The 26,240-nt window shown below is 44.9% G+C and carries 21 protein-coding genes, 1 other RNA gene, 1 pseudogene and 1 riboswitch; of the genes and pseudogenes, 19 read left to right on the top strand and 4 right to left on the bottom strand.

Annotation, left to right across the window (positions count from 1 at the left end):
- From BM278_RS05805 to BM278_RS05750, 11 genes and pseudogenes are all read left to right on the top strand, one after another.
- Nucleotides 1–180, top strand: a pseudogene (locus BM278_RS05805) (UPF0236 family protein); the annotation flags it as partial.
- 223 nt (nucleotides 181–403) lie between these two features.
- The gene (locus tag BM278_RS05800; protein ID WP_090948425.1) at nucleotides 404–2,665 is read left to right on the top strand and encodes a DEAD/DEAH box helicase; all 2,262 of its coding nucleotides are present in this window, start codon (nucleotides 404–406) and stop codon (nucleotides 2,663–2,665) included.
- Nucleotides 2,666–2,679: 14 nt separating this feature from the next.
- On the top strand, nucleotides 2,680–3,945 hold the full coding sequence (locus tag BM278_RS05795) for a ribonuclease H-like domain-containing protein (protein WP_090948424.1): 1,266 nt from the start codon (nucleotides 2,680–2,682) through the stop codon (nucleotides 3,943–3,945).
- 347 nt (nucleotides 3,946–4,292) lie between these two features.
- Nucleotides 4,293–4,526: a CotD family spore coat protein gene (locus BM278_RS05785; RefSeq protein ID WP_090948423.1), complete on the top strand. Its 234-nt coding sequence runs from the start codon at nucleotides 4,293–4,295 to the stop codon at nucleotides 4,524–4,526.
- Between the two features lie 224 nt (nucleotides 4,527–4,750).
- Nucleotides 4,751–5,047 carry a cell division regulator GpsB gene (gene gpsB / locus BM278_RS05775; RefSeq protein WP_090948422.1) on the top strand — a complete coding sequence of 99 codons (297 nt, stop codon included), beginning with the start codon at nucleotides 4,751–4,753 and terminating at the stop codon, nucleotides 5,045–5,047.
- Between the two features lie 118 nt (nucleotides 5,048–5,165).
- Nucleotides 5,166–5,566, top strand: an RNA gene (rnpB, locus tag BM278_RS05770) — RNase P RNA component class B.
- A 153-nt stretch (nucleotides 5,567–5,719) separates the two neighbouring features.
- Nucleotides 5,720–7,447, top strand: a complete 1,728-nt coding sequence (locus BM278_RS05765) for a putative bifunctional diguanylate cyclase/phosphodiesterase (RefSeq protein ID WP_090948421.1) — start codon at nucleotides 5,720–5,722, stop codon at nucleotides 7,445–7,447.
- 88 nt (nucleotides 7,448–7,535) lie between these two features.
- The gene (locus BM278_RS05760) at nucleotides 7,536–8,687 is read left to right on the top strand and encodes a THUMP domain-containing class I SAM-dependent RNA methyltransferase (RefSeq protein ID WP_090948420.1); all 1,152 of its coding nucleotides are present in this window, start codon (nucleotides 7,536–7,538) and stop codon (nucleotides 8,685–8,687) included.
- A gap of 281 nt (nucleotides 8,688–8,968) precedes the next feature.
- Entirely contained in the window at nucleotides 8,969–9,139 is a 171-nt protein-coding gene (locus BM278_RS18685) for a hypothetical protein (protein ID WP_167359586.1), read from the top strand.
- 227 nt (nucleotides 9,140–9,366) lie between these two features.
- Nucleotides 9,367–11,307 carry an ATP-dependent DNA helicase gene (locus BM278_RS05755; protein WP_090948419.1) on the top strand — a complete coding sequence of 647 codons (1,941 nt, stop codon included), beginning with the start codon at nucleotides 9,367–9,369 and terminating at the stop codon, nucleotides 11,305–11,307.
- Nucleotides 11,308–11,401: 94 nt separating this feature from the next.
- Nucleotides 11,402–12,910 carry a carboxypeptidase M32 gene (locus BM278_RS05750; RefSeq protein WP_090948418.1) on the top strand — a complete coding sequence of 503 codons (1,509 nt, stop codon included), beginning with the start codon at nucleotides 11,402–11,404 and terminating at the stop codon, nucleotides 12,908–12,910.
- 39 nt (nucleotides 12,911–12,949) lie between these two features.
- Here BM278_RS05750 and BM278_RS05745 read toward each other — a convergent pair whose 3' ends face one another.
- From BM278_RS05745 to BM278_RS05735, 3 genes are read right to left on the bottom strand one after another with little or no spacing between them, the layout of a single operon-like run.
- Nucleotides 12,950–14,599, bottom strand: a complete 1,650-nt coding sequence (locus BM278_RS05745; protein WP_090948417.1) for a b(o/a)3-type cytochrome-c oxidase subunit 1 — start codon at nucleotides 14,597–14,599, stop codon at nucleotides 12,950–12,952.
- Nucleotides 14,600–15,070: a cytochrome c oxidase subunit II gene (locus BM278_RS05740; protein ID WP_003250058.1), complete on the bottom strand. Its 471-nt coding sequence runs from the start codon at nucleotides 15,068–15,070 to the stop codon at nucleotides 14,600–14,602.
- Between the two features lie 29 nt (nucleotides 15,071–15,099).
- A complete protein-coding gene (locus BM278_RS05735; protein ID WP_013400667.1) occupies nucleotides 15,100–15,249 on the bottom strand; it encodes a cytochrome c oxidase subunit 2A in 150 nt (49 codons plus the stop codon).
- A 390-nt stretch (nucleotides 15,250–15,639) separates the two neighbouring features.
- Nucleotides 15,640–15,741, top strand: a riboswitch (purine riboswitch).
- 126 nt (nucleotides 15,742–15,867) lie between these two features.
- Here BM278_RS05735 and BM278_RS05730 point away from each other — a divergent pair.
- A complete protein-coding gene (locus tag BM278_RS05730; protein ID WP_090948416.1) occupies nucleotides 15,868–16,455 on the top strand; it encodes a xanthine phosphoribosyltransferase in 588 nt (195 codons plus the stop codon).
- On the top strand, nucleotides 16,452–17,759 hold the full coding sequence (locus BM278_RS05725) for a nucleobase:cation symporter-2 family protein (protein ID WP_090948415.1): 1,308 nt from the start codon (nucleotides 16,452–16,454) through the stop codon (nucleotides 17,757–17,759). Before BM278_RS05730 ends, BM278_RS05725 begins: the two co-directional genes overlap by 4 nt.
- Nucleotides 17,760–18,130: 371 nt before the next feature.
- Here the strand turns inward: BM278_RS05725 and BM278_RS05720 are convergent, their stop codons facing one another.
- A complete protein-coding gene (locus BM278_RS05720; protein ID WP_090948414.1) occupies nucleotides 18,131–19,348 on the bottom strand; it encodes a S8 family peptidase in 1,218 nt (405 codons plus the stop codon).
- A 554-nt stretch (nucleotides 19,349–19,902) separates the two neighbouring features.
- On the opposite strand from BM278_RS05720, the gene BM278_RS05715 reads away from it, so the two are divergent.
- The 6 genes from BM278_RS05715 (at nucleotide 19,903) to BM278_RS18680 (ending at nucleotide 26,211) form a co-directional block, all read left to right on the top strand.
- On the top strand, nucleotides 19,903–20,976 hold the full coding sequence (locus BM278_RS05715; protein ID WP_090948413.1) for a type III polyketide synthase: 1,074 nt from the start codon (nucleotides 19,903–19,905) through the stop codon (nucleotides 20,974–20,976).
- Between the two features lie 8 nt (nucleotides 20,977–20,984).
- A complete protein-coding gene (locus BM278_RS05710) occupies nucleotides 20,985–21,542 on the top strand; it encodes an isoprenylcysteine carboxyl methyltransferase family protein (protein WP_425272963.1) in 558 nt (185 codons plus the stop codon).
- Between the two features lie 90 nt (nucleotides 21,543–21,632).
- Nucleotides 21,633–25,316: a dynamin family protein gene (locus BM278_RS05705; RefSeq protein WP_090948411.1), complete on the top strand. Its 3,684-nt coding sequence runs from the start codon at nucleotides 21,633–21,635 to the stop codon at nucleotides 25,314–25,316.
- A 178-nt stretch (nucleotides 25,317–25,494) separates the two neighbouring features.
- The gene (locus BM278_RS05700) at nucleotides 25,495–25,686 is read left to right on the top strand and encodes a hypothetical protein (RefSeq protein WP_090948410.1); all 192 of its coding nucleotides are present in this window, start codon (nucleotides 25,495–25,497) and stop codon (nucleotides 25,684–25,686) included.
- Nucleotides 25,679–25,957 (top strand): YpbS family protein, encoded by a 279-nt coding sequence (locus BM278_RS05695; RefSeq protein WP_090948409.1) that lies wholly within the window; start codon nucleotides 25,679–25,681, stop codon nucleotides 25,955–25,957. Before BM278_RS05700 ends, BM278_RS05695 begins: the two co-directional genes overlap by 8 nt.
- A gap of 113 nt (nucleotides 25,958–26,070) precedes the next feature.
- Nucleotides 26,071–26,211 (top strand): hypothetical protein, encoded by a 141-nt coding sequence (locus BM278_RS18680; protein ID WP_090948408.1) that lies wholly within the window; start codon nucleotides 26,071–26,073, stop codon nucleotides 26,209–26,211.
- The last annotated feature ends 29 nt before the right edge of the window (nucleotides 26,212–26,240 follow it).

The following is a 26,240-nucleotide window of genomic DNA, read 5'->3' as shown; positions in this document are numbered from 1 at the left end:
GGAGAAGAATCGTCGCATCCAGCGGAGGAAACGGCATCCACCAAACAGACGATCGTGAACAAGGCGAAACAACATGTCCGCCGTCTTCTTCCGGAGGTAACGCGGAATAACGTGCCATATTTACAGCAATCGTCCGGGACACCGATCTATCATGCCCTGTCTGAACTCAAGGGATGGTAAAAAAAGGTATACATATTCGTCTGTCATGACAAGGGATGAGAGTTCGAAAGCGCTTACGGATGAAATTCAAAAAAATGGTTCGCCAACCTATGACTTACACCTGTTTTTTAGCGAACCAAAAAAGTTCCCACAAAATCTTGACTGACTCGCTTTTTTATGGTGATTTTTCTTGGCAATGCCTCTATTATAAAATAGAGAGAGGAAATCATTGAGGTGAACGATCATGAAGAAAAAAACGTTACGCGAATTGGTAGAACAATTGCGCGATGATCCGAATGTGGTATATTGGCACGAAATCGAACCGCAAGAAGCGAACACGGTCCCGATGCCAGAGCATCTTGATTTGCGTTTGCGAACAGCGCTTGAAAAACGCGGCATCGCTTCTCTTTATACACATCAGGCGTCTGCTTTTGAGGCGGTGCGAAACGGAAAGCATATCGTCGCTGTCACTCCGACCGCCTCGGGGAAAACGCTTTGTTACAATTTGCCTGTACTGCAAGCGATCGCAGAAAACGAACATACCCGGGCGCTTTATTTATTTCCGACAAAGGCGCTCGCGCAAGATCAAAAAAGCGAACTGCATGAAATTATTGAGGAAATGGGTGTTCCGATTCATAGTTATACGTATGATGGCGATACGCCGCCGAGCATTCGCCAAAAAATCCGCAAAGCCGGCCATATCGTCATGACGAATCCGGATATGCTGCATTCTGCGATTTTGCCGCATCATACGAAATGGGTGGCGCTATTCGAAAATTTGCGATATGTCGTCATCGATGAACTTCACACATATCGCGGCGTGTTCGGAAGCCATGTGGCAAACGTCATCCGCCGCTTGAAGCGCATTTGCGAGTTTTATGGAAGCCGCCCCACTTTTATTTGTGCTTCTGCGACACTTTCCAATTGCAAAGAATTTGCGGAACGCTTAACCGGCGAAGAAATGACGCTGATTGATAACAACGGGGCGCCGCGGGGACGCAAACATTTTGTTTTTTATAATCCGCCGGTTGTTCATTCATCTCTTCATATTCGCAAAAGCGCTACGGCCGAAGTGAACAGGTTAGCAAAACAGTTTTTGGAAAACGGCATTCAAACGATTGTATTTGCCCGTAGCCGTGTGCGTGTCGAGCTGATCTTAAGCCATCTTCAAGAGCTGATTAAAGATCAATTAGATCGAAAAACGATTCGTGGCTATCGCGGCGGTTATTTGCCAAAAGAAAGACGGGAAATCGAAAAAGGGTTGCGCAGCGGGGAAATTATCGGAGTTGTTAGCACGAACGCGCTCGAACTCGGCGTCGATATTGGCCAGTTGCAAGTATGTATTATGACTGGGTATCCCGGTACGGTCGCAAGCACTTGGCAGCAGGCAGGGCGAGCCGGCCGACGCCATGGCGATTCCCTTGTCATTATGGTGGCGAGCTCCAATCCGATTGACCAATATATCGTACAACATCCGGAGTATTTTTTTCAGCGCTCTCCGGAAACGGCGCGGATTAATCCCGACAATATCCTTATTCTCGTCGACCATTTGAAATGTGCCGCATATGAACTTCCGTTTCGCCAAGGCGAGAAGTTTGGCGGCGTGGAAGTTGACGAAGTGCTTGAATTTTTAACAGAGCAAAAAGTATTGCATCACCGTGCCGGCAAATGGTACTGGATGAGCGACGCGTTTCCAGCGCATGACATTAGCTTGCGTTCCGCATCGCAAGAAAACGTCGTCATTATCGATATTTCCGAAACCGGCAATCACCGCGTCATCGGCGAGATGGACCGGTTCAGCGCGATGACGCTATTGCACGAAGAGGCGATTTACCTTCATGAGGGCGTGCAATATCAAGTGGAAAAACTCGATTGGGAAGAAAAAAAGGCATACGTCCGCGAAGTGAACGTCGAATATTTTACGGATGCCAATTTAGCTGTACAGCTTCATGTATTGGAAGAAGACCGCAACGAACAAAGACCGAAGCTGAGCCTGCATTACGGCGACGTTTCGGTGCGCGCGATGGCGACCATCTTTAAAAAAATTAAATTGTCTACGTTTGAAAACATCGGCTCGGGGCCGATCCATTTGCCGGAAGAAGAGCTGCATACGACGGCGACATGGATCGAACTCGGCGAAGAGCTGGCGCAAATGGACGCGCCGCTCGTGGAACAAGCGCTTGTTGGCATTTCCAATGTGCTTCGCCATCTCGTACCGATATTTGTCATGTGCGACCGCACCGATATTCACGTTGTGCCGCAAATGAAAGCACTACATTCCGGAATGCCAACGATTTTTTTGTACGATCGTTATCCGGGCGGCGTTGGTTTATCGGAAGCGGTTTTTGAGCGGTATGATGAAATCATGAAAGAAGTGAAACATTTCATCGAACGCTGTCCGTGCGAAAATGGCTGCCCTTCTTGCATCGGGGTAATTGAAGCGGGCAATCATTCCGTGAAAAAAAACGTGATCGCATTTTTGCATAAACTGTTAGCAAGCGAGTGAAGGGATGAAATAAGATGTCCATGAAGTCAAAATTAGCAAGATGGAAAGAGCAGTTGGCATCCCGTGCTTCCGTTCAGGAAAAACCGCCCAGCGCGCCCCTTGAGGAGCAACGAGAAAAAGACGTTCCGTTTCTTGATGAGTGGCGGCGGAAAAATGTGCAACCGTTCTTTTTTGACGGGGACTATTGCTTGGTTCGCGAAGTAGTATATCCATTGGATTATCAGCATGGGCGGTATCGGCTCGGGGAGCTTCATCATATTCATGAACGTTGGCAAGACGCTTCTTTCGCGCACCCATTGTCAAGCAAAGGGCATGAAGCGTGCGATTTATTTTTCTTTGATACGGAGACGACCGGGCTTAGCAGCGGGACGGGCCATTTCATTTTTTTGCTTGGCCATGCCCGCGTATACGCTGACCGGGTTGTCGTCCGCCAGCATTTTTTGCCGCATCCGGGGGCGGAAGTGGCGTTGTATCAAAGTTTTTTGTCGGAAGTCGATTATACGACGCTTGTTACATATAACGGAAAAGCGTTCGATTGGCCGAAAGTCAAGACGCGCCATACGCTCATTCGCGATGCTGTCCCGAAATTGCCGGCGTTCGGCCATTTTGATTTATATCATGCGGCAAAGAGAATGTGGAAACAAAAATTGGAGTCAGTTCGCCTTTCCAACGTCGAAAAAGAAATATTGCAAATTGAGCGCGAAAAAGATGTTCCTGGCTTTTTGGCGCCGATGATGTACATGGATTTTTTATCAACACCGCATCCTGACCGGATTTTCCCGGTGCTTCGCCATAATGAACTTGATGTGTTGTCATTAATTTGCCTCTATATTCATTTATCGAAACAGCTGCTAGAAGCGCCGCAGCTAAAAGATGCATCGGAGCAGCTGGAGACAGCTCGTTGGCTTGAGACATTGGGAGAAACGAACGCCGCGAAAAGCGTGTATGAACGTGTGATCGAAAAAGAAACAAAAGAAGCTTGGCAGGCTAAATGGCAGCTCTCGCTGTTATATAAAAAAGAAAAACGGTATAAAGATGCCGTGGAAATATGGGAACAATTATGGCAGCATGGCAATGATACTTGGAAAATAAAGGTCGGAATTGAACTCGCAAAAGCGTACGAACATCATTTCCGTGATGTCCATGCAGCTCATCGCTACGCCATTAGCGTATATGAACGTTGGAAAGCATTGTCCCGCTCCTACAAGCAACGGGATGATGCGCAGGAGATGGAGTTAATCAAGCGTATCGAACGACTCAAGCGGAAATTAAGTCATTAAAATATTTCCGTGGAAAGCGCAGGATGTGACAAAAAATAAAAAAGTTTTTATTTTTCTATTGCGAATCTTGTAGAAAAGATGAAAAATATGTACAATTGCTTCGGGATAGATAAAAAACAAAAGCGATGGCGGGGAGAAAACGATGCGGAGCATGTACAAAAAAATTTTCTATTTGTTTTTTATCATCATCTGCTTGACGTTTGTTGTTTTTACAAATTTGACGTAATTTAGCAGCTCGTTATAGACGAGTATGGAAAAATGGGTATCTACACTAGTACATGTCCGCTCCTTTCATCATAGGCTAGTATTGTAAAATATAAGCCTATGAAAAGAAAGGAGAATGGGATATGCATTGCATACCGCATGTAGTGGGGCCGATTGTTCATCCACCGAGATGTTATGTGCAGCACCATTTCCAAGCAACGGTCGTACCACACGTTCATCCATCTCATACGACACATGTCAACCATCATCTTTTCCAACATCAGCATTATTTCCCGCATACGGAGTCAGTTGTCAACCAAGTAGCGAACCAGCAAATTTTTTGCGGAGGCCCCGGTCCGTTTCCATGGGGGTATTAACCGTGGCAAAACAGGAACCGTCAAGGCGGTTCCTGTTTTTTAAGGATTCTGATATATGTTAGAAGTTGCAAAAAGAAAATTGCGCCGTTTTTCCCATTACGTTTTTTGATTTACAAGCTATTATAGAAGAAGCGCGAATCCGTGAAGCGCAAATTGACAATCGATTGGATTTCTGAAAAAATAAAGTAAAGACAATAGCGGAATGTGAAATTGAGGTGAAAGCGATGTTAGCCGGTCGTATTAAATTAACGCCAAAAGATATTTTAGAAAAAGAATTTAAAGTGAGCATGCGGGGGTACAATCAAGACGAAGTCGACCAATTTTTGGACATCATTATTAAAGATTATGAAACGTTTCAACAAGAAATTGAGCAGTTGCAACAAGAAAACGCACGTCTGAAGCGGCAAGTGGAAGAACTGCAAAAACGACCGCCTGTGCAGGCAGGAACGACAAATTATGATATTTTGCGGCGATTATCCAATTTGGAAAAGCACGTATTTGGCGATAAATTATACGATTGATTTTTTATGAGGACGAATGCAAAGTAATGTTTATTGATGAAATACATATAGGAAGAAAATTTTCTATTGAAATCACTCGCAAAATAAACTATACTACAATGTGCACAAGACGTTAATAATGTTCGGGTAATCGCTGCGGCAGCGTTGCCGTAGAGGAAAGTCCATGCTCGCACGGTGCTGAGATGCCCGTAGTGTTCGTGCCTAGCGAAACCATAAGCTAGGGCAGTCTGGCGCAACGCTGGGCTGACGGCGGGGAAAGAACCTAAGTCCCGCTTGCGGGATATGGTTCGATTACCCTGAAAGTGCCACAGTGACGCAGCTCTAAGGGAAACCTTAGAGGTGGAACGCGGTAAACCCCACGAGCGAGAAACCCAAATGATGGTAGGGGCACCTTCCCGAAGGAAATGAACGGAGGGAAGGACAGATGGAATTTTTTCCATCTGTAGATAGATGATTACCGCCGGAGTACGAGGCGACAAGCCGCTTGCAGTACGAAGGTACAGAACATGGCTTACAGAACATTATTAACGTCTGGATATTTCGTAAAAAGCTCTCCTTTCGTAAAGGAGAGCTTTTTTATATTTTGCTTTCATATACCATGCAAAAATCGCTATAATCACAATATGAATACGTTTTATATTGCTAGTAGCGATAAAAGGGAGAGGGATCAAAGTGTATGATCATTATCAAAAGCTAATAGATATACATACATTTGCCGGAATCGCCAAAAACATTCTCGAATATTCCAGCGAAAGCATGATTGTTACGGACGCGCAAAATAACATTTTATTCGTTAATCCGGCATTTGAAATCGTTACCGGATACAGCGCCGACGAAGTCATTGGCAAAAATCCGCGCATTTTGCAATCGGGAATGCATGATAAACAATTTTATGAAAAAATGTGGAATGACATCAAACAATATGGGGTGTGGAAAGGGGAAATATGGAATAAGCGGAAAGATGGGGAATTGTATCTGGAATGGTTGACGATTAGTGCAGTAAAGGATCAAAAAGGGAATGTGACAAATTATGTGGCGATTTTTTCTGACATTACCGAACATAAACGAAATATGGAACAATTGACGAAACTCGCGCTTTACGATCCATTAACAAACGTGCCGAACCGCTATTTGCTAGAAAAGCGATTGGAAAGCATTATTCGAATGTCCAAAAAACATAATCAGTCATTTGCGTTATTATTTTTAGATTTAGATCGCTTCAAAAACATTAACGATACGTTAGGCCATCGCATGGGAGATATGTTATTGAAAGAAATGGCGCAACGACTTAAAGGGATGTTGCGAAAACAAGATACGATCGCGAGATTTGGCGGGGACGAATTCGTTATTATTTTACCAAACTTAAAACATATTCGCGAAGCGGTATATATGGCGGAAAAAATCATTGAATCGTTAAAAAGGCCGTTTTATTTTAACCATCAAGAAGTATATATATCGACTAGCATCGGCATCAGCGTTTATCCATATGACGGAACGGACAAAGAAACGTTGATACGCATGGCGGACCGCGCAATGTACCAAGCGAAAAAGAACGGAAGAAACCAGTATGCGTTATATCATGATGGAATGGGAAGCGATGGAAAACATTTATTTCAACTGGAAACGGCATTGAGGAAAGCGTTTGACCGAGGAGAATTTGAACTTTACTATCAGCCGCAACTAGACATGAAAACAAAACAAATTCGCGCGGTAGAGGCGCTGATTCGATGGAAACATTCAGGAAAAGGTTTTATTTCTCCGGGAAAGTTTATTCCGCTTGCCGAAGAGTCGGGGTTAATTACGCCGATTAGCGATTGGATTATGATGCAAGCATGTGAACATTTGAAACAGTTGCAATTGCATTTTCCTTATGTGAAAATGAGCGTGAATATTTCCCCGATCTATTTTCAACAAATCGATTTTTTGGAGAAATTGCAAAAAACGATAGAATCGGTAAACGTGAATCCGCGCTCGATCGAACTGGAATTGACAGAAAGCGCCGTCATGCCTCACGCCGAACAGTCGGTGGCAAGGCTTACCACGCTAAAAACGATGGGAATCAGCATCGCAATCGATGATTTTGGAACGGGATTTTCCTCATTAAGCTATTTGCATCGTTTCCCGATTGATGTATTAAAAATTGACCAAAGTTTTATCAAACCATTATCTCGATACCAAGAAGATTTGGCCATTGTCAAAGCGATTATTATGATGGCGCACAGCCTGCAAATTCAAGTGGTGGCGGAAGGGGTGGAAACAGAGAAACAGTATCAAATATTGGAAGAGCAACGTTGCGATTTTGTCCAAGGATATTATGTATCCAATCCGCTGTCCATTGGTGAGTTATATGAATTTTTAGAGATGTGGAATGATTTTTGCGAAAAAGTGCCAAACGAATGAGAGGAGCAGGTTTGTCTATCTGTGCAGAAAAACGTTTTCATTCGCTATTGTTTAATGGTTTTCGATAATAAAGAACAGGAGGAACATCATGGGTTCGATCACATTAATCGCTACGGCGGCGATGGGCGTGGAAGCGATCGTTGCCGATGAAGTGCGCCGCCTCGGCTATGAATGTCAAGTCGAAAACGGCAAAGTGACGTTTCAAGGAGACGAACTGGCGATTTGCCGCGCCAATTTATGGCTGCGCACCGCAGACCGCGTGAAACTAAAAGTCGGGGAGTTTCAAGCGACGACGTTTGAGGAGCTGTTTGAACAGACAAAAGCGCTGCCATGGGCTGATTACTTGCCGGTGGACGCGAATTTCCCCGTTGTCGGAAAATCAGTCAAATCAAAGCTTTTTAGCGTTTCCGACTGTCAGGCGATCGTGAAAAAAGCGGTGGTGGAAAGTTTAAAAAAACATTACCATGTTTCATGGTTTGCGGAAACAGGACCGCTTTACCGCATTGAAGTGGCTTTGCATAAAGATATAGCGACATTAACGATCGACACGAGCGGCGCAGGATTGCATAAGCGCGGCTACCGCATTGCCCAAGGGGAAGCGCCATTAAAGGAAACGTTGGCAGCGGCGCTTGTGCAACTGACGAATTGGACGCCTGATCGCCCGTTTGTCGATCCGTTCTGCGGGTCAGGAACGATTCCAATTGAGGCGGCGTTGATCGGCCAAAATATCGCGCCGGGATTTAACCGCGATTTCGCTTCTGAACAATGGGGATGGATTGGCGAAAAAGCGTGGGAGCAAGCAAGAGAGGAAGCGGAGGACCTTGCTCATTACGATCAACCTCTTGATATATCCGGGTTTGACATTCATCACCGCATGATCGACATTGCTAAAGCAAACGCGTTGGAGGCGGGATTGGGCGATTTGATTACGTTCAAGCAAATGCAAGTGAAAGATTTCGCTTCGAAAAAACAATATGGTGTAATTGTTGGAAACCCGCCGTATGGGGAACGTCTCGGGGAACGAAAAGAAGTCGAAACCATGTATAAGGAAATGGGAAAAACGTTTTCCAAGTTGGATACATGGTCGGTATACATTTTGACGGCGCATAAACAGTTTGAGAAATATTACGGTAAAAAAGCGACGAAACGGCGCAAACTGTTTAACGGATTTATCGAAACGCATTATTACCAGTTTTGGGGGCCGCGGCCGCCAAGGAACGCAGATGTGTCGAGGGTTTGAGCGATTTTTTATTGTCGTTTCAAGAAAAAATATCTGTCCACATTTTAAATCACACTTTCTTTTTCAGATAGAAAAGGAGGTGTGGCTTTTTTGCTTTTACAATTTTCTTGAAGGTTGAAAGCTGAAAATTTTCCACGGCTCCAAGTTCGCTGGACTTAGAGCGGAATTTTCCACGGATTTGATCGAATCGCCATATGTTGTCTAGTAATGAATGAGAAACTCCCTTCCTGCATATAATACGGATATTATGAACGATCACTTAAGCAAGAAGGGGATATGCGATGAGACATTCTTCCATTGACTGGATCAAAATTGCAGAAGCGCTTGACAATGCGTATGAATTTTTAGTGCAGCAAAACGTTGCCGATGAACATCTAAAACAAATCGAAGCAGCGAAAAAAATATGGAAGCAGGCTTTTGCGTACCGCATATCTAGTTCGCTGAAAGCATAAAGTAAAAACAGTTGAAGGTTGCGCTCGGCTCATTTCTTATTTATTGACTTCTGTTGCGCGATCAATCATAATAATATCTTGTTAGACTTTTTCGCAAGGTCGTTGGCGCGCGGAGAAAAAGCGTCGCGCGCTGTAAAAAGCAAAACAAAAAACGAAACAACAAGCTGCAGCGAGCGGATTTGGATAGATGGGAAAGTCTGATTATATTTTTGGAGGGTTTTTGGAAGATGAGCCGAGGGCGCTATCCTTTTACGTTAGAAAAAAACGAAAATTTTTTTGATAAACTAGGGGAATGGATCGGCGATGTCTTTTACGACATTTTGCCAGAAGCAGGTTTTGAACTGCGCGATGAGCAAATATATATGGCGTTTCAGCTTGAACGCGCGTTTAGAGAGAAAAAAGTGATGTTTGCCGAAGCGGGAGTCGGCACCGGAAAAACGATCGTTTATTTGCTTTATGCGATTTGCTACGCCCGTTATACAGGGAAGCCCGCCATTATTGCTTGTGCCGATGAAACGCTCATTGAACAGCTTGTCAAAAAAGAAGGGGATATTGCGAAATTATCGAATGTGCTAGGGTTGCAGATCGACGTCCGCTTAGCGAAATCCCCAGATCAATATTTATGTTTAAACAAACTCGATGAAATCGTCATGTATGATGACAAAGATATCGAGCTTTACGAACAAATTTACGACGAACTTCCGGTGTTTGTTCACGATAATAAACCGTTGCAAGCGTTCTATCATTATGGCGATCGCAAAGAGTACGCCCATTTAAGCGATGAACAATGGCAAAAAATCGCGTGGGACCCGTTCCAAGACTGCTTTACGTGCGAAAAGCGCCATCGCTGCGGGCAAACATTATCGCGGGAATATTACCGGAAAGCGACTGATTTAATCGTCTGCTCGCACGATTTTTACATGGAACACGTTTGGACGTATGAAGCGCGCAAACGCGAAGGGCAGCTTCCGCTTTTGCCAGAGGCAAGCTGCGTCGTCTTTGACGAAGGGCATTTGCTGGAGTTTGCGGCACAAAAAGCGTTAACCTATCGGATGAAAGAAACGACGTTAGAAACGCTGTTGACGCGGCTGTTGGAAAATGATATACGCGAAGAGCTTGCTTATTTGATCGAAGAAACGTTACAAATAAGCGTACGATTTTTTGATGAGTTGAAAACATGTTCGAAAGAAGTGGCCGGTTCGAACCGCCAAGAAATTTCGTTTTCGCCGAAACTGCTTCGCCTCGCCAAACAATTGCATGCGAAAATCGTTGAGATTGGCAACGAGCTTGTGTTTGAAAGTGAAACGTATACGATTGATCATTATCAATTAAACATTGTTGATGAATATTTAGATCAAATTGAATACTCGCTTGATTTATTTATGAATAACGCGGATGCCATTACGTGGTTGGAGTCGTCCTGTCAAGAAACGACCCTTGTCGTGATGCCGCGCACCGTGCAGGAAGTATTGCGGGAAAAAGTGTTTAGCAAGCGCATTCCGTTTATTTTTTCTTCTGCGACGTTATCAAACCGCAAATCGTTTCAATATATTGCAGAAAGTCTTGGAATCGATGAGTATTTATCGTTTAGCGTAGAATCGCCGTTTGATTACGACAAGCAAATGACGATTTTTATGCCGACGTTTGCGAATGATGAAACGTTATTTGCGCAAAAATATGAATACGCGCTTCGGAAAATTCGCGAAACAGAAGGGCGAGCGCTTATATTGTTCCCGTCAAGACAAGAGTTGCAACAATTTAAAGAATTAGCGAGCGGTGAGAAACAATTCACCTTTTTGTTTGAAGGGGACAAAGAAATTAGTGAGCTCGTCGCGACATTCCAAGCAAATGAGGAAACGATATTATGCTCGGAGCATTTATGGGAAGGCTTGGATATTCCGGGACCGTCGCTGTCGAACGTCATTATTTGGTCGCTGCCATATCCGCCGAACGACCCGGTATTTCAGGCGAAGCGAAAGGCGTATGACGACCCGTTTTGGGGCGTTGATGTGCCGTATATGTTGCTACGGCTCCGCCAAGGAGTGGGCCGCTTGATCCGCACGCATGAAGACCGCGGCATCGTCTCGATTTTTGTGACAGATGATGAAGACAAGCGGGTGATTGAAGCAATTAAGGAGGTACTGCCGACAAAAGTGAGGGAAGAATAATTTCTTTCCTCCTTTTTTATCGCAAAAAAAGAGGAAATCGGCCCTTGATCATGGAAATATTATCAATGCAACAAAAGATACAGGGGGAAACAAAATGATCAAAAAAATAGAAGAACAGTTTTTGCAATATGTAAAAAAAATGATGAGCTATAATGAAGCGATTCAATTAATGTATTGGGATTTGCGAACAGGCGCCCCGAAAAAGGGAGTGGAACAACGTTCGGAAGTGATCGGCGTTCTTTCGCAAGAAGTGTTTAAAATGTCGACATCGGAAGAAATGGCCGCTTTTATTGCCGAATTGTCGCCAAAAAACGCGTATGAACAGCTTTCGGAAATCACCCGTTATACGCTGGACGAATGCAAAAAAGAATACGAGCGAAACAAAAAAATTCCGGCAGATGAATATAAAGAATATGTTGTGCTGCAATCCAAGGCGGAAAGCGTATGGGAAGAAGCGAAGGCAACGGCGGATTTTGCCATGTTTCGCCCGTATTTAGAAAAATTAGTGGAATTTAATAAACGATTTATTGAATATTGGGGATATGAAGGCAATCCATACAATACGCTTCTTGATTTATATGAGCCTGGCATGACGGTGGATGTGCTTGATGAAGTGTTTCGGAAGCTGCGCGAACATATTGTCCCGCTTGTGCAAGCAGTTGTCGCGTCTCCAAACAAGCCGGAAACGTCGTTTTTGTTCCATCCGTTTCCGAAAGAAAAGCAACGCGCTTTCAGTCTCGAGTTATTGCGGGAGCTTGGCTATGATTTTGCGAAAGGCCGGTTGGATGAGACGGTCCATCCGTTTGCGATCGGCCTCAATCCGAACGACGTCCGGATTACGACGCGGTATGATGAGCGCGATTTTCGCACTGCCATCTTTGGAACGATTCATGAATGCGGACACGCTTTATACGAACAGCATATTTCAGAAGCGTTGATCGGCACGCCGTTATGTACGGGTACATCGATGGGCATTCATGAATCGCAGTCACTATTTTACGAAAACTTTATCGCCCGCCATTATGCATATTGGAAACGCAATTATCCGCGTTTGCAGCGATATGCTCCTGATCAGTTTTCCGGCGTGCCTCTCGACGCGTTTTATCGCGCGATTAATGAAGCAAAACCGTCGCTTATCCGCATCGAGGCCGATGAATTGACGTATCCGCTGCATATTATTATTCGCTACGAAATCGAAAAAGGATTGTTCAATGGAACGGTCGAGGTAAAAGATTTGCCGGAGATTTGGAACGGTAAATACGAGGAATATCTCGGCATCCGGCCAGACAATGACGCGGTCGGCGTTTTGCAAGATGTCCATTGGTCTGGCGGCAGCTTCGGCTACTTCCCGTCTTATGCGCTCGGCTATATGTATGCCGCCCAGTTCAAGCACGCGATGTTAAAGGATTTGCCGCATTTCGACGAATTGCTTGAAAAAGGGGAATTGTCGCCGATTCGCGAATGGCTGACAGAGCGGGTGCATCGCTTCGGGAAAACGAAAAAACCGCTGGAAATTTTGCGAGACGCAACGGGCGAAGGATTAAACGCCGACTATTTGATTCGCTATTTAGAAGAAAAATATAAAGCGATATATCAGGTATAAACAAATCCCCCTCCTGTTTGCAGGAGGGGGATTGTTTTATTACCATAGCTTATATCCTTTTGATCCCGGCGGTGCGTTTTGAATCATATCGACAAACGGGATCGTGTATGCGATCAAAATGAGCGCCACGGTAATCCCAATCCATAGCTTCCAGTTTTCCATCGCAAGCGCTGTGCGTTCCGCCGGTTCTGCCGCTTCAGCGACCGGAAACTCTGTTTCTCCTTTTGGCGCGAAAAACGCTAAATTCGTGACAATGACAAGCACTAAAATAATGCCGATAAATAAAATCGTTCCGCCAACCGCTTGGGCGATTTGATATGGAATCCACTCAAGCGCTTGCGGCGAGTTTCCGTAGGTGGAAAATGCCGAACGGCGCGGCGCCCCAAGCAATCCGGCAAAATGCATCGAACCGGACATAAACGTCATGCCGATCGCCCATACGACCGTTTGAATAATGGCGAGGCGGTTCATCGCTTTTGTCATGACGCGGCCGCTTAGATGTGGAATGAGCCAGTATGCGGCGCCAAAGAACGTCAGCACAACCGTTGTTGCGATGGTTAAATGGAAATGCCCTGTTACCCAAACTGTATTATGGACGACTTGGTCTAATTGGTGGGAAGCGTTAATAATTCCGCCGGCACCTCCAGGGATAAAGAACAACATTCCGACAAACGGCGCGAAAAAGCGTGCATCTCCCCATGGAAGTTTGCGAAGCCAGCCAAACAGCCCTGTCGCGCCCTTGGATCGACCATATGATTCAAATGTCGCGAACATCGCAAACGCAGTCATTAACGATGGAATGACAACCATAAATGTTAAGATAACTTGCACGTATTTCCAAAACGGCGTAATGCCCGGTTCAAGCAATTGATGGTGGAAGCCGACAGGAATCGAGAAAATTAGGAACAATATAAATGCCAAACGCGCTAACGAATCAGAGAAGATTTTCCCACCGATCACTTTTGGAATGACGACATACCAAATCATATAAGCTGGAAGCAGCCAGAAATAGACGAGTGGGTGCCCGAAATACCAGAACAACGTCCGGCTGACTAAAATGTTGATTCGGTCAGTGATGCCGAGCGACCATGGTAGCAACTGAAACAAAACGGTTGCAGCAACACCTAACGTGCAAACAAGCCATAAAATCATATTTGTTACAGACATAAATGTAAGAAGCGGGCTTGCTTTGCCAGGGTTCTGTTTTTTCCAACGAGCATAATGAGCAAAAATGGCAAAGCCGCTAATCCAGCTGCCAACGACAACGAGCGTTAAACCAAGATAAAAGCCGGCATGTGCTTGTAATGGTGCATAGAATGTATAAAGGACAGCAGCTTGCCCGGTTAAAATGAAAAACGCCGTCATTGCCGTGCCGATAGTCATTGTCCAGAAGCCAACCCAGCCCCAAAAACGGACACGATCGGAAAACGCTCCGGACGTCCGGCTTACTGCGGCAAATTGGAAACCGATAATAAAGAATGTTGTTAAGACAAGGCCAAGCAATACGCCATGTGTCGTTAAAATCGTATAATAGCTGATGCCTGCCGGCAAATTAAATTTTCCCGAACGCACTAATGTTTGCAATAATCCTGCCAATCCGCCCAATGCGAGCGCGATAAATGCGACATAAAGATGCGCTAGCGTCAATTTTGCGTCACGACGGTCTACTTTCATTGTTTCTCCCATCATTTAATCCACCACCTTAATTCGTCCAGTCATCATATGGTGACCGGCACCGCAATATTCATTGCAAAGGATCGTATATTCGCCTGTTTTATCGAACGTTTTTGTTAGCGTGTTAATATAACCAGGCTCCACCATCATATTGACGTTGGTGCCAGCTACTTCAAAACCGTGGATCACATCTTTTGATGTCACATTGATTGTCACTTTTGCCCCTTTTGGAATTTCAATTTGGTTTGGCGTAAATGCGAAGGCAGATACGACAATGTTAAGTTGATATTCATTATTCCCGGTCTTCACTAATCCAGGTTTGTCAAACGGCGGTGTTTGATCTACCTTTTCCGGATCGATGGTCGTCAAACAGCTTGGCGGCTGATTGCCTTCGGCGAATGCGCTTACGCCGATGACGGTTAAGAAGACGAAAAGACAACCGATTCCGAACGCAAGCCAAATTTTCTCGTATTTATGCAGATGCATTCGATATCCCCTCCTTTATAAATCCCCACTTATAAGCGGTGCAAGAATAAGAAATAAACGCTAACCCATGAAAAAATAATGAAAAATCCGAGCAAAAACACGGAGGCGAGCGTGCCTTTTAGCGGCGGCTCTTTCTCTTTCATTTTTGGACTTGTTTGTTGTAATTCCGCTTTGGCCATTTTTATCCCCCTTTCCAAAATGCTCTTCTCACTTTCATCATACAAAATCGTTTGGAAAATGGTAGGAGTATTTTACTAGTTCACAAATTGTTCATTCCTTACTTTTTCACTATGATAATCTAAAAAAATTGATATAACAGTGATTTTCGTCACATGCGGCAGAAAAAATGTGAAAATATTGTGAACACCGACATTTCCAATAGGATTTTTTGACAAGTTTCTCCACTTTTTATTGCCATCTGCCACGGGGAAGCATGGAGGAAAAACAGTGATTGTCGGACGGTGTTTTCGTTCACTATGTCCGAACAATAAAGTTTTTTTATTTTAAAATGTTCGTGAATATATGAAAACCGCTTTTCAAACGGAAAAAATCATGCTATACTGCTAATAACTTTATATTGCTGACTCACTCATATAATTGCAGGAATATGGCCTGCAAGTCTCTACCGGCCGACCGTAAATCGGCCGACTATGAGTGGCAATGTCAGAGCGGCATGACTAGGCGAAAGCCAATGGCATTCGTCTTGGCTGTTTTTTGCTTAAAAGACATTGCCTGACTCATTTGATGGGTGAGGCCAGTGTTTTTTAAGCTTTTTTATTTTTAAGGAGGAACACGGTATGCGCGAGTTAATGAAAAAGATTGTCGAAGAAGGAAAAGTGCTTTCCGAACATGTGTTAAAAGTGGATCGCTTTTTGAATCATCAAGTAGATCCTCAACTGATGAAAAAGATTGGCGAAACGTTTGCCAATGCGTTTCGCCATGAAGGAATTACCAAAGTGCTGACGCTCGAGTCATCTGGCATTAGCCCTGCCCTGATGACAGCTTATGAATTAGGTGTCCCGTTATTAGTGGCACGTAAACGAAAGCCGGTAACACTTTCGGAAGATGTGTATACAGCAAAAGTGTATTCATTTACAAAACAAGAAGAAACGGAAATTTTCGTTTCCCAGTCGCTTCTCCGCCGCCAAGATCATGTTTTGATCATTGATGATTTTTTAGCGAATGGCCAAGCGGCTTTAGGCCTTACGAACATCGTCCAACAATCAGGCGCTTCTGTGGCCGGAATTGGCATTGTGATCGAAAAGGCGTTCCAAGATGGCGGGCAATTGCTCCGCTCGCGCGGATTTCGCGTCATGTCACTAGCGCGAATTGCGTCAATGCGAGATGGAAAGGTCCAATTTGTGAAAGAGGTGATGTACCAATGAAAACAGTTCAATTGGGCTCATTAGGGATTCAACATGTACTCGCCATGTATGCAGGCGCGATCATCGTTCCGCTTATTGTTGGAGGGGCGCTGCAGCTTACGAGCGCCCAGCTGACATATTTAGTGGCGATCGACTTGTTTACGTGCGGAGTGGCGACACTGCTTCAAGTGTGGAAACATAAATTTTTCGGCATCGGTTTGCCTGTCATGTTAGGATGTACGTTTACCGCGGTCGGCCCGATGATTGCGATCGGCAAGCAGTATGGGCTGTCCGCGGTGTATGGGGCGATTATCGCAGCGGGGCTGTTCGTTGTTATTATTGCGAAGTATTTTAGCAAATTGCGTGTTTTGTTTCCGCCGATTGTTACCGGATCGGTCGTTACTATTATCGGCCTTACGCTAATTCCGGCAGCGATGAATAATATGGCAGGCGGGCAGGGAGCCAAGGATTTCGGGGATATCCACAATATCGCGCTTTCATTTGGAGTGCTTTTATTCATTGTTGTTTTATACCGGTTCTTTACGGGATTTATCCGTTCGATTGCTATTTTGTTAGGGATGGTCGCCGGAACGATCGCGGCAGCATTGATGGGAAAAGTGGATGTCAGTGCGGTCACGGAAGCTTCGTGGGTTCACATCCCCCATCTTTTTTACTTCGGCGTTCCGACATTTAATGGGACAGCCATTTTGACAATGGTGCTTGTAGCGATCGTCAGTCTCGTTGAATCGACAGGAGTTTATTTTGCGCTCAGTGATATTTGCAACCGAAAATTGTCGGAAAAAGATTTGGCCAACGGTTATCGGGCAGAAGGGTTGGCGATGATCATCGGCGGTTTGTTTAACGCGTTTCCGTATACGACATATTCGCAAAACGTCGGCCTTGTCCAGCTGTCAGGAGTGAAGACGCGGAAAGTCATTTATGTCGCCGGAACGATGCTGATTGTGCTCGGATTGGTTCCGAAAATCGCCGCGTTAGCAACCATTATCCCAGCACCAGTGCTTGGCGGAGCGATGCTGGCGATGTTTGGCATGGTCATTGCCTACGGAATCAAAATGTTAAGCCAAGTCGAGTTTGCCTCGCAAGAAAACTTATTTATCATTGCCTGTTCGGTCGGCATGGGGCTTGGCGTCACGGCAGTTCCTAACTTATTTGCCGAACTGCCGGCAGGCGTTCGCATTTTAACAGACAGCGGCATCGTTGCCGGCAGCATCACAGCCATTGTGTTAAATATATTATTCAATGTGTTGCCGGCGAAAAAAAGAGTCGAATCTGTTCCATCACTCCATGAACAACAAGTGTCATAATCCCTTTTCAATGATCCAACTAGAGAATACCCTATCTTCTTCTTTTGATCTAGTAAATTTATACATCATCGCTCCATCAAAAATCGATATGAATAATGTTCGTCATTGGTGGAAGTATGAGAATAATTGATTTGACTTTAATCGTCCAGATTTTCAAGGTTTTGTAGAAGGTGAAGATATTCTTGTTGATACAGGAGTATTATTAGCTTTTTATAATCCATATGATGCTTATTATTCAACTGTAAATCAGTTGTTTGATAAGCATATATTACATAATGATCAGAGTACCCGTGGTGCTAGTTGAGCGTTAAAACTCAACTAGCACCACAGGTTTGATATATATCAATAGAGGATGAGCCAAAATATATGTTTCATTTAGTCAACCAATATGTCACTGCATTATAAGAATTGATTCTTCCATATTTGAAGTATGTGCCAGTTCCGGAGATTTTGTCTGCTGTTTGCTCGATGGCTTGGCGGATTTCTACGTTATTCCGTCCTTGACTCGCTAATAAGGCTGCAAGACCAGCTACATGAGGGGATGCCATGGAAGTTCCCGACATATAGGCATATCGGTTGCCAGTAATAGTTGAGGCAATGTCTACACCTGGAGCTACGACGTCTACCCATGTTCCATAGTTCGAGAATGACGCTAACCGATCATATTGATCTACTGCGCCAACTGCAATGACATTTTCATAAGAAGCCGGTTCAAATGTTGCAGAGGATCCATCATTTCCGGCTGCGGCAACTACTACAGATCCCTTATTCCATGCATAGTTTACAGCATTCTCTAATGTAGTTGTATGACAATCACAACCAAGCGACAGGTTAATGACTTCAGCGCCTGAATCAGCAGCATACATGATCGCATCGGCAATATCACTTAGAGTGCCACTGCCGTTTCGATCTAAAGCGCGCACAGCCAAAATTTTTGTGTTTGGGGCCATGCCGGCAATACCTGTAGCATTATTTGTTTCCGCAGCTGCTATTCCAGCTACGTGCGTACCATGATTATTCAAATCCATTGGGTCGTAATCATTATCTACGAAATCATATCCTTTAATGACTTTTCCATCTAAATCAGGATGTTTATAATCTACACCCGTATCAATAACAGCAATCTCTTGGCTGCTACTACCTTTTGTAACATCCCAAGCATAATCGGTATACGTATTTTGTGGACCATATTGATAACCCTGATAGTACGTATCATTTGGGGTCCAAGTTGCTTTAAATAAGTAGTTTGGCTCCGCGTATTCTACTAACGGGTTATTATTTAATGCTTTCACAGCAGTTTCCACATTTCCTACCTTTAACACATGAAATTTAGATTTGACTCGATCATTATCTGAAACCGCCGTTGCTCCAACTCCTTTTAATACCTTCGTCTTTTCTGCAGCACTTACTTGTTCTTTAAATTGGACGATGACTTCTCCTTGGACATATTCTCCTTTCCCATGAGACACGTTAAATTCGGAAACGGTTTTTGGTGGTTCTACTTTCTCATTAGAGGCTGCTTCCACAAGAAATGGAAAAAATGAAATGGAAACAGCGAGGGACAAACTAGCAATTTTTTTAAACTTCATGAAAATATTCCCCCTTTAAATGGAATTTCGGTATTAATTTTACGTTGAGGAAGGGGGAGGAATGAAAAATTTTTTCTAAAAAATTCCGACATTTATTTTAATATAATTTTTATAAAATGGTGGCATTTAATTGGGGGTTTTTAGCTATTTTTAATATGCTAAAACATTGCTGCTGCCTCGGTTGTTATTTTTCAAATACTTAAGGAGGGTTCAATGTACGATAAAAAGGTATTAGAATATCATGAGCAAATTTTACTCCCCATCCAGTCATAAAAAATAACAGTTCATAAATCTGTTATTTTCGTAGAAAAATTACAGTAGAAAAGAATATCATTTTGTTTTATGCTAATCACTCCATTATATTTGGTCAAGTCCTAATTATTGTGTAAAATTCCATTACAGTACAGTAAATTTGGATTACGAAAAAAACAAAATCGCCTTTTACCGTTTTGTTTTTACACAATTTTCTGGACTTCATCTATCAACGGAATAAACGCAACGATTGGTAACAAGATAACAATAAAAGGAAAAGCGAAAAAAATCGAGGTGTTTTGATGCCGGCAATCTTATCTGTTGGAATCGCGGAAATGCCTTATCAAGTAAAGCAAGAAGAAACAAAACGGTATGTAAAGCAGTTATTTGCCCATTCGTTTTCCTGCATCGACAGGCTGTTAAACGTGTTTGAAAACGGAGAAATCCGATCGCGGTCATTCGTCCGGCCGCTTGAATGGTATAAAGAGAAACATCGGTTTTCGGAAAAAAACGATGTTTATATAGAAAGTGCGATTCAATACGGATGTGAGGCGGTCCGAAAATGTTTGCACCATCCAACCTTTTTGCCAAAACCGATCGCGTACGAGGAAATAGACGCGATTTTTTATATCTCCACGACAGGTTTAGCGACTCCGAGCATAGAAGCGCGCATGATGAACGTGCTGCCGTTTTCGCCGCATACGAAGCGGATTCCGATTTGGGGTCTAGGATGCGCGGGAGGAGCGGCGGGCATTGCTCGCGCGTATGAATATTGCTTGGCGTTTCCTAACGCGAAAGTGCTGGTGATTGCGGCGGAATTTTGCAGCTTAACGTTTCAGGAAAATGATCATACGAAAAGCAATTTAATTGGGACTTCGTTGTTTTCCGACGGCGTGGCATGTGTATGCATTGCGGGGGACGAGGCAGCAGATGCGGGAGTTCGCCCGCGCGTGATCGCAACGCAATCGGCGCTTATGCCCAACTCGGAAGAAGTGATGGGTTGGAAGATTCGTGACGACGGCTTGTTCGTCGTTTTTTCCAAACATATTCCTTTCTTGATTCGGTCGTGGTTGAAATCGCAAGTGCAATCGTTTTTGCGACAACATCGCTTGTCGGTAAGCGATATTTGCCATTTTATCGCCCATCCAGGCGGGAAAAAAGTCATCGATGCATACGAAGAGGCGTTTGGGATCGATAAAGAAAAGACAAATGTATCGTTTCAAGTGCTTCAGGAATTTGGCAATATGTCATCCGCGACGGTGTATGTGGTGCTGGAGCGATTTATGGCGCAACCGATTCCGCCCGGCGACTATGGATTGCTTGTTGCGCTCGGTCCGGGATTTAGCGCGGAAATGATTTTGTTCAAGTGGGAGTGATGAAGGAAATGTTTTATCTTTTCTTTTTGTTGATTGTCATTGAGCGCCTCGTCGAACTAACGATAGCAAAGCGGAATGAACGAACATTAAAGGCAATGGGGGCAAAAGAATTCGGCGTTCGCCATTATCGTTGGCTCGTCATCATGCATGTATTGTTTTTGTTTTCATTCGCCGCCGAGTCGCTGGCAAAAGGAGCGGAACTTTCCCCATGGTGGCCGCTTCTTTTCGGTTTGTTTGTTGCTGTGCAAGGATTGCGGTTTTGGACATTGCGGTCGCTCGGGCGGTTTTGGAATACAAAAATTTTAGTGTTGCCGAACGCGAAAGTGGTTGCGAAAGGACCGTACCGCTGGCTGCGCCATCCAAATTATCTCGTTGTTGTTCTTGAAATGTGGCTCATTCCGTTGATGTTTCAAGCGTATGGGACGGCGCTTATTTTTTCCGCCGCTAATGCGGTCATGTTGGCGATTCGAATAGATGTGGAAGAAAAAGCGCTGAAGTCATTGACCAATTATGCCGACCAATTTGATGAGCGCCCCCGCTTTTTACCGCTTCGCCCCGTCAAATAGAGGACGGGATTTTTTATATTTTTTGTATTGGGAAAAGTGCGTAAATACAGTAAAATGGTTGTATATGATATAAACGCGAGGGGTTTGGATATGGGATCAGTTACTCAGCAAACATCGTTAACGCCATGGCTAAAAAAAATAATCGATGTGTATGATCTGTTTATCGCTCACGGCGATGAGGCAAACGCGAAAAAAGCGAAGCAGCTGCTGGAAAAAACGGCGAACAAACAATTTGCCATCGCTTTTTGCGGCCATTTTTCCGCAGGAAAATCGAGCATGATTAACGCTTTGCTTGGCGAACCGTTATTGCCGTCTAGCCCGATTCCGACAAGCGCCAATCTCGTGAAAGTAAAATCAGGGCAGGAATACGTCCGGGTGTTTTATAAGCATGAACCGCCGGCGGAATATGAACCGCCATATGATTTGGAGCTGATTCGCGCGCAATGCAAAGACGGGGATGTGATTGAATGGATCGAAATAAGCCGACAAACATCCAGCATACCAAACGGAGTCGTCATTATGGATACGCCGGGAATCGATTCGACTGATGACGCGCACCGGCTCGCCACCGAATCGGCGCTTCACTTGGCGGATGTCGTATTTTATATGATGGACTACAACCATGTGCAGGCGGAATTAAATTTTCAATTTACGAAAGAATTAACAAGCTATGGAAAAACGTTATACCTTATTATTAATCAAATTGATAAACATCGCGACAATGAGCTGCCGTTTCACGAGTTTCGCCGCTCTGTCGAGGAAGCGTTTCAAACGTGGGACGTCAAGGCGGAACGCATATTTTTTACTTCCTTGAAAGCGGCGAATCATCCGCATAATGAATGGAACGAGCTAGTAAAATGTTTTCAAGAGATTTTCCATGCAAAAGACGAACGCCTTTTGTACGGCGTGGAAATCGCGCTGAAGCGGCTTATTGACGAGCACGTTCGCTGGCTTGCCGAGAAAGATGCGGAGGAAGAAGCGGCGATTCGCGCCCGACTTGCCGCGCTTGGAAGCGATGAAACGGAAAAAGAGCAAATACGAAAGCGCCTCGACCGGATGCAAGAGGAACTTAAGCAGCTGGAAGCGATACATATCAATTTGGAAACGGAATTTCGCCAAGAATTGGATTCTCTTTTGGAGAACGCTTACATTATGCCGTTTGAAACGCGGGAACTCGCGAAGGCGTATTTGCAGGCGATGCAGCCGGATTTTAAAGTCGGGTTTTTGTTTGCCAAAGCAAAAACCGCGCAAGAGCGGGAAAATCGGCTGCAGGCGTTTTATAAAAACGTAAAAGAAAAGGCGGTTTCGCAAATCGAGTGGCACATCCGCGAACTGCTGATCCGCTTCCTTAAAACGCACGATATCGAGGATTCCGCCTTATTGCACCGCTGCCAGCAATGGACGGTCGATTGGGAAGCGGACGTTTTAAGCAGACTTGTAAAAAAAGGAGCAGGAGCAGCTGGCGAAGCCGTCCTCCATTATGCGGACGATGTTGCTTATGAACTGAAAAAGCGATATCGAAATGCGGCGATGCAGCTATTTAGCCAATTATTATCGAAATGGCGGGAGCAAACGGAAGAAAAGCGCCGTCGGCTTGAAGGCGAAATCGCGTCGGAAAGCGAAAAATATGAATGGATTCAACGGCTTGATCGCCTGCAAAAAGCGCGCAAACAGGCGCATGAACAGCTTGTTCGCTTGCTGGCGTCCGAACGCGTTTTCGAAGAGGAGGATCATAAGCGGATTGCGGCGTTGACGGCTCCGCCTGTAATGAGAAAGCTCAAACATTCATCACTAACGGCTCCTTCCAAACAAATTCATGAAAAGAAACATCCGCGCATCCAAGAGCAAGCGTTCAGTCGGGAAGAGCCGGCGCGGCAAACATTGCAAAAAACGGCGGAACGCCTGCGAAAAGCTGCAAATATCGTCGCTGGATGCAATGGGATGAATCGGTTCGTCCGCGAATTGACGGAAAAGGCCGAACGCTTGGAGCACCGAACATTTACCGTCGCGCTTTTTGGAGCGTTTAGCGCCGGGAAGTCGTCATTTGCCAATGCGCTGATTGGGGAGAGGGTGCTGCCGTCATCGCCCAATCCGACGACCGCGACGATTAATAAAATTGTCCCTCCGACCGAAGAATGTCCGCACGGCACTGTAATTGTTCAAGTTAAAAGCGACAAGCAGCTTTTTTCCGACGTTCAAGCTTCGCTCCGCCATTTTCGGATGAAGGCGGAAACGTGGGACGAAGCAATGGCGGCGTGCGAACAGATAGCGGGCATGCAGGCGAATGCCGCGCATGAAAAACCGCATCATTCTTTTCTGCAAGCGGTTCTTTCCGGCATGGAGCGCATGAAAGGTGATCTCGGCCGCAAGCTTCGCATCGGGCTCGATGAATTTGCCCAATACGTTGCTGAAGAAACGACTGCTTGTTTTATCGAATCGGTCGAACTGTATTATGACTGTGCGCTGACTCGCCGGGGAATTACGCTTGTTGATACGCCCGGAGCCGATTCGATCAACGCCCGGCATACGGGGGTTGCGTTCGAATATATAAAAAATGCGGATGCCATTTTGTTTGTCACGTATTATAACCATGCGTTTTCAAAGGCGGATCGCGAATTTTTAATCCAGCTCGGGCGCGTCAAAGACACGTTTGCGCTAGATAAAATGTTTTTTATCGTCAACGCTGTGGATTTGGCGCATTCGCCGGAGGAGCTCAACGCGGTGTTGGCGTATGTCGAAGAACAGCTCGCGCAATTCGGCATTCGCTTTCCGCGCCTTTACGCGCTTTCGAGCCGTTTCGCCCTCGATGAAAAAACAGGAAGAAAAGCGGATGAAGGATACGGCTTCTTAACGGAATCGGGGCTTCGGCCGTTTGAAGAAGATTTTACTCGTTTTATTGGCGAAGAGCTAATGGAAGTGGCGATTCAAGGTGCATATGCCGAAATGAAGCGCGCGCATCAGACGCTTCTCGATTATATCGATGCCGCGCAGCGAAGCAATGAGGAAAAAGCCGCCAAACAACGCGCGCTTTCGCAAGAGAAAACGGCGATTCGCGAGCTGCTTGGCTCCGTCGCCATTGACCATGACATTCATGCTTTGAAACAAGAAATTGCCGAGCTCGTTTATTACGTAAAACAGCGCGTGTCGCTCCGCTTCCATGATTGGTTTAAAGAATCATTCAATCCGGCTGCGTTGCGCGACGACCGCGATATTCGCCAGTCGCTCCGCGCTTGTTTAGAAGAATTGTTGCATTCTGTCGGTTTTGATTTGGCGCAGGAAATGCGCGCGACAAGCTTAAGAATCGAACGGTTTTTAAAAGAACGCCTTCACGAACAATTTGTCGATCTACGCGGCAAAATCGAGCGGATTCATAAAGGAGTGCCGCTGTCGCCGTTAGAATCGCTTTCGTTTCCTACTCCAGAATTTCCAAACGGCTTTGCGCAAATCGATGACGCCAGATTTTCCAAAGCGCTGTCGATGTATAAAAACGCGAAATCGTTTTTCGAGCGCGATGAAAAACGTTATATGAAAGAAGAAATCGAAAAACAAATACAAGGGCCGATCAGCGATTATGCGGCGGAACAAGAACGGCGTATGTTTCAGTTTTACAACGAGCAATATGCGGCGGCGGTCCAAAAGTTGGCCTCATTTCTTTTACATCAAGCCGATGATTATTTTTCCGGTTTGCAAGCAACATTATCGGCGGAAGTGGATATGGAACAATTGCATCATTGCGAACGGCAGCTGGCGAGTTTATTGAAGGAACAACAATAAATGAAACGAATTTCCGCCGCTTTCGGCGGCTGGATAAAGCTGATGGGATGGCTTGCAAATAATTTATTTGCGTCGTGTTGTTGCGCAAAATTTCATTCTTCGCTAGAACGCTTTGCATTCATTTGTGTTTTGGCGAAGGAGCGATGGATTCGCGCCGCCGCCAAAAAGGGGAGAGACGATGACTCGGTTTCACGCGTGTGCCACTTGTATTCATTACGGGATTCAAAAAACGGATAAAGGGCTTTATACTTATTGTCAGCGGCTAGGTTACGAAACGAAGCCATATTATCAATTTCGCTGTTGGACGCCAAAGCCGCACGTCCGCATGTTAATGGAAAAGGAAAAGAGAAAGGAAGATGATGATGAGTGAAGTTCATGAAGCGATTACTGCCCACATCCAAAAACAGCATGCGATCATTAAGCGTTTTGCCCAATTAGAGGCAGAACGGGAACGCTATATTGATGAAGCCGTCGCGCTTTGCCAAAAGGGGTTGCCGTTTACTGTCGACAAAATTAATCAAGTAACGAAGGAAATGAACGAATTGGCAAAGCACGGCGTTGTGCCGCAGCGAAAATATGTGACGGCCGAAATGGTAAAAGAATATGTCGAGCGTTTAGCAAAGCGTAAGGAAACGAGATAAGCGGCACGTTTTATGCGGCGGTTTTATGATGCGACAGGGAAAAATGAACAATATTAATTTTTCGCCGTTTGCCTATACTATTTGTGTACCTTTTTTGCAAAGGAGGAAGGCGAATGGAACGCACGAAGTTCGGCAACGCCAATGCGCAACGCAACAATAACGCCAAGCAAAAAAACGGCTTTAATCATGAGTTTGCTTCTTATGCGGAAGTGGAAACGGAAAAAATGAAAAACGAACATAAAAATATCCGCTAATCGATCGATGGGGTTGTCTTATTGACACC

The sequence above is a fragment of the Parageobacillus thermantarcticus genome, assembly GCF_900111865.1.
GTDB lineage: Bacteria > Bacillota > Bacilli > Bacillales > Anoxybacillaceae > Parageobacillus > Parageobacillus thermantarcticus.
The sequence above is the reverse complement of the archived record's forward strand: the minus strand, read 5'-3'. Positions and strand labels throughout refer to the sequence as shown.